Genomic DNA, 5,067 nt, shown 5'->3' with positions numbered 1-5,067 from the left:
GGTGGTCGAGGGAATCAACAATAAACTTAAACTAATAAAACGGAGAGGCTATGGCTTTAGAAACTTTCGGAATTTTTGGGTTAGAAGTATGTTATCTTGGCATCTTGTCTGTTGATTTAGCATAAAGGGTAACGAAGAGCCTTGTTTTCCCTCTCTAACGAACTAATCAATTAAGTCTCTTGCCAGATAAGGATTTAGTCGATTTATGCCCCCCGATCGAACTATACCAAGTAACGAAGAATCCTGAAAACTCGCATCTGATAACTGATAACTGATAACTGGTAACTGATAACTGAAAACCCCACTTAGGAAGCTTTGGCTAAAACGGTGTTCTGGTTTAAAAACTGAATTGCCGTTTGGTATTGACTATCTTTTTCGGTGCCGATTTCCTGATATGTGATCGGTTCCTGTGCCACCACTTGATCCGGCATAATTCCTAACTTATGAATATCATGGTGGGCGGGAGTTTCATATTTCGCCACGGTAATCGCTAATCCTGCCCCATCGGGTAACTCGAATAGGGACTGAATTAATCCCTTACCGAAAGTCTTTTCTCCCACTAAAACCCCTCGCTGATTGTCCTGTAATGCTCCGGCTAAAATCTCGCTGGCGCTGGCGGTTCCCTGATTGACTAAAACCACTAGAGGCGCATCGGTTAAAGCATTGCCAGCAGCGGCAAAACTATCGGCAATTCCCTCACGATTAACCGTATAAACGATCGTTCCCTGATTAATCCACATCCGAGCGATTTCTATGCCCGCTTGCAGTAAACCACCGGGGTTATTTCTTAAATCTAAAATATAACCCTTGGCTCCTTGTTTTTGTAAGTTCGTCACCGCTTCCGAGACTTCTTTGGCAGCGTTAGCACTAAATTGATTTAAGCGCACATAACCGATCGGCAAGGAACTAGAATTTTTATCTAAAACCGCTACCACTGGACTTAAAGAAATGCGTTGACGGGTTAAAGATAGGGTTTTTGGTTGACTTTTTTGATCGGGAAGAATGACTAAGGAAACTTCTGTTCCGGGGGTGCCGCGCATTTTGGCCGCCGCCGCGTCGAGGGTTAAAGTAGTGGTATCGATGCCATCAATAAACAAAATGCGATCGTGGCTAGTCAAACCAGCGGCCTCAGCAGGAGAACCGGCAAGGGGGGCAACTACTTCTAAGTAACCATTGTCAGGATTGATATTAATTTGCAGTCCTACCCCCGATAATTCCCCCGTGGTGCTAATTTGTAGGTTATGGTATTGATCCGGTCGCAGGAGACGGGTAAAGGGTTCATCGAGGGTGGCTAACATCTGTTCGATCGCATTGTAGGCCGCCGTCCGATCGTTGAGGGGTTTTTTGATGAATTGTTCCCGCACCTGCCACCAGTTTTGATGATTAAAGGTGTCATCATAATAGGATTGGTTGACTAATCGCCAAGATTGCAGTAGTAATTTTTGTTCTTCGCTAAAGGCGGCTGCTGTGGGTGTCCATGCCATCCAAGTCAGACAAAACCAAAATCCCACCAATAATCCCACCCACAACGATTTTTTTCTCATCTTGCTTCTCTTATAAATCAAGTGCTGATCTGCTGATTATTTTCAGTATAGTCTTTTCTCTGAAATCGATTCTTATCTGGTAACTCTTTCCCTTCAAGGGATTCCCATAAAAAAGAGGGTAGTTATGGTTAACTACCCCAAAAAATTCTACTAGATCGGTGCCATTAAGCGATCGCTTAATTGTTCAGCTACTAGACAGCCACAACTTTTTTGCTGACTTGGGTTAATTGCCCTTTAGCATATTTGGCTGCGTAATCATCGAGGGACATTTGTTTGATTTTGCTGGCGTTACCGGCGGTACCAAATTGTTGATAGCGATCGGCACAAACTTTCTGCATATAGGTGATCGAGGGTTTCAGGAAGAAACGGGGATCAAACTCTTTCGGGTTGCTGAATAGTGCTTCACGAACTGCGGCGGTAATTGCTAAACGGCAGTCGGTGTCGATATTGATTTTACGCACACCACTCTTGATGCCTTTTTGGATTTCTTCCACGGGAACACCGTAGGTTTCGGGGATAGCGCCACCGAATTGGTTGATTAATTCGAGGAGATCTTCGGGGACCGAGGAAGAACCGTGCATGACCAAGTGGGTATTGGGTAAACGGCTGTGAATTTCTTCAATACGGCTAATAGCGAGAATTTCGCCGGTGGGTTTGCGGGTAAATTTGTAAGCGCCGTGGCTAGTACCAATCGCTACTGCTAAAGCATCTACTTGGGTTCTTTCGACGAAATCCACCGCTTCATCGGGATCGGTTAACAGCATCGAGTGATCTAATTCCCCTTCAAAACCGTGGCCATCTTCCGCTTCTCCTTTACCGGTTTCTAAGGAACCTAAACAACCGAGTTCCCCTTCCACACTAGCACCGATCGAGTGAGCAACTTTTACTACTTCAGCAGTAACGTTAACGTTGTACTCGTAGGTGGCGGGAGTTTTAGCATCCGCTTCTAAGGAACCATCCATCATGACACTGGTGAAACCGTTACGGATCGCCGAGTAGCAGGTGGCGGGTTCATTACCGTGATCTTGGTGCATCACGATGGGGATATGAGGATAGGTTTCCACCGCGGCGGTGATCAGGTGACGCAGGAAGTTTTCCCCTGCATATTTGCGCGCACCGCGAGAAGCTTGCAGGATAACGGGGCTGTCGGTGGCTGCCGCCGCTTGCATGATCGCTTGGATCTGCTCCATATTATTTACGTTAAAAGCGGGGATGCCATATCCGTTCTCAGCCGCGTGATCCAACAATAACCGCATGGGGACGAGTGCCATATCCTTTACTCCTTAATCTATTTCTTGTTTTTTGTCTCTTTAAATTCAAGAAAGTTAATTCTCTTACCTGTTAATCTTAAGATAGTTTTTACACTTTGACGATCCCCAAAAAAAATTTTTCCCAGTTTCGTCCTAAGATGACCACAATCTCCGTTGCGGCGGGCCGTTAAGTAGTTCGTGTGTATCAAATAACAGCCGGGGAATCGGCAATTTTTCCGGGCAGCGAGGTAAACAATCACCGCATTCAGTACAATTATTCGCTTTGCGTCCGGGGAACCAATGACCGGCATTTTCCAGCATTCGATAGCGATACTGGCCAAAATCGGTCATTTCGTAAGCTACTGCCAGATTCCGCAGTCTCAACACTTCAGGGATATTAATATTTTCGGGACAGGGTAAACATTGATAACATTGGCTACATAAATCTGTAGCCAATTTATCGGTTAAATGTGTCTCTAAACGCTTAAAAACGGCAATTTCTGCCGCATCTAGGGGCTGATCTCCTTCGCATACGTTAATAATTGTCTCTAATTCCTCTGGGATCGCTGCCCCGACGCTGAGGGTAGTAATGCGCGGATCGCTCAATAAAAAGCGATAATTTAGCTCTAAGGGTGAAAAAGGAGCGCATAATTCCTCTAGCTTCTTGGGAGGTCTGTGGAGCCCCCCTCCCTTATCAGCAGGGGAAATAATAAACACACCCATGTCCTTTGCTTGGGCTAAAGCGATCGCTGGTTGCTGTCTTTGCCAAAAAAAATAGTAATGGATATTGACAAAAGCGAAGAAATCTGTATTGATCGTCTCCAGAATAATTTCTAGGGGTGCATGGGTAGAAAAGCCAATATGACCGATTTTTCCAGTTTCTTGGGCCATAAAAACGGCTTTCATGCAGCCTTGCGGGTCTTTAATCCAGTTTAAATGCTCGCGGGTGTTAATACCGTGAATTGCTAGACAATCGAGGTAATTTAATTGTAATCGTTCTAGGGATTCGGCGATCGCTTTTTCCATAGTTTGGCGATCGGGAGTGGGGACTAATTTCGTAGTCAGATAAACCCGCTCCCGCACCCCTTGACGCTGCAGGTAGCGACCTAGAAAAACTTCGCTATTACCGTAACCTCTGGCCGTTTCTAGGTGATTAATCCCCAATTCTAGGGCGCGATCAACTGTTGCGGTAAACACCGACTCTGAGGACAAACAGCGCATTGTCCCCAGGGAAAACAGCGAAAATTGCCAATTAGTACGGCCAAATCGTCGATAACGCATTGATTCAGTTATCAGTTACCAGTTATCAGTTATCAGTTACCAGTTATCAGTTAGAAGGTATTGGGTGTGGGGTGATGGGGGAGTGGGGAAGTGGGGCAGTGGGGAAGTGGGGAAGTGGGGAAGTGGGGCAGTGGGGAAGTGGGGCAGTGGGGAAGTGGGGCAGTGGGGCATTTGGCTGAAATTTCCCTAAATCCCTAAATCCCTATCTCCTATCTCCTATCTCCTGAATTTTCACTGATCACTAAAATCACCGCGACGTTGGATCAGGTCTGAGGGGCTAAGATTGGAGACGAAATTGCGAAAAGCTTGACGTTCCTCTTCATCCGCGTCACGATCGACGGGAATAGAAGCGGAAGCGATCACTTCTTCCATTACCCAGACGGGACTGTTGGTACGCAGGGCAATAGCGATCGCATCACTGGGACGACAATCGATTTCTTTTTTGACTTCGCCGCGCTGGAGACAGAGAACAGCATAAAAGGTATTATCTTGGAGAGAATGGATGATAATCTTTTCTAAATCCATGTCCCAAACTTTAAAAATATTAGCGATCAAATCGTGGGTGAGGGGACGAGGGGGTTTTTGTTGTTCGAGGACGGTGATAATGGCCTTAGCCTGATCTTGTCCGATGTAGATAGGTAGGGCGCGACGCTCGGAACCATCCTTGAGTAGTACAATGGGACTGCGAGTGATAGCGTCTAGGGCAATTCCAGCGACTTTCATTTCGATCATGACTATGGCTTCTCCAAGATAGAGATTCAGCTAGGGAAGGAGTGGGAAAGCAAACTGAGTAATATAGTGCTTCGTTACACTCACAGTATGCCCTAAGATGGCAGGGATTAGCCTCATCTTTATTGACATCCTCGCCGCCCTAAAAGTGCGGCGATTCCTAAACCTCACGATTTAAGTTTCTGCTTCCACCACCGTCGCATACCACAGTTAAAAAACCATGTACTGTCTTACACAGAGTCCACAGACTTTCGCCCCATTTC

Annotated in this window: 6 protein-coding genes; 1 reads left to right on the top strand and 5 read right to left on the bottom strand. The window is 46.1% G+C overall.

Annotated elements, in window-relative coordinates:
• Positions 1-115 (top strand): transposase (locus O9300_RS19330; protein WP_130758671.1); only part of this gene is annotated, 115 nt, incomplete at its 5' end.
• Between the two features lie 190 nt (positions 116-305).
• Here the strand turns inward: O9300_RS19330 and ctpA are convergent.
• From ctpA to O9300_RS19305, 5 genes are all read right to left on the bottom strand, one after another.
• A complete protein-coding gene (gene ctpA / locus O9300_RS19325) occupies positions 306-1,544 on the bottom strand; it encodes a carboxyl-terminal processing protease CtpA (RefSeq protein ID WP_287973460.1) in 1,239 nt (412 codons plus the stop codon).
• 191 nt (positions 1,545-1,735) lie between these two features.
• The gene (gene fba / locus O9300_RS19320; RefSeq protein WP_045358622.1) at positions 1,736-2,815 is read right to left on the bottom strand and encodes a class II fructose-bisphosphate aldolase; all 1,080 of its coding nucleotides are present in this window, start codon (positions 2,813-2,815) and stop codon (positions 1,736-1,738) included.
• Positions 2,816-2,947: 132 nt separating this feature from the next.
• Complete coding sequence (locus O9300_RS19315; RefSeq protein ID WP_287973458.1) at positions 2,948-4,075, bottom strand: aldo/keto reductase; 1,128 nt, start codon at positions 4,073-4,075, stop codon at positions 2,948-2,950.
• A gap of 36 nt (positions 4,076-4,111) precedes the next feature.
• Entirely contained in the window at positions 4,112-4,246 is a 135-nt protein-coding gene (locus O9300_RS19310) for a hypothetical protein (RefSeq protein ID WP_287973457.1), read from the bottom strand.
• Between the two features lie 60 nt (positions 4,247-4,306).
• Positions 4,307-4,807 (bottom strand): bifunctional nuclease family protein, encoded by a 501-nt coding sequence (locus O9300_RS19305; RefSeq protein WP_061432090.1) that lies wholly within the window; start codon positions 4,805-4,807, stop codon positions 4,307-4,309.
• Between the last annotated feature and the right edge of the window lie 260 nt (positions 4,808-5,067).

The sequence above is a fragment of the Microcystis sp. LE19-195.1E genome (assembly GCF_027532095.1).
Taxonomy (GTDB): Bacteria; Cyanobacteriota; Cyanobacteriia; order Cyanobacteriales; family Microcystaceae; genus Microcystis; species Microcystis aeruginosa.
Note: the sequence above shows the minus strand (reverse complement) of the source record. Positions and strands in the feature narration are given on the sequence as shown.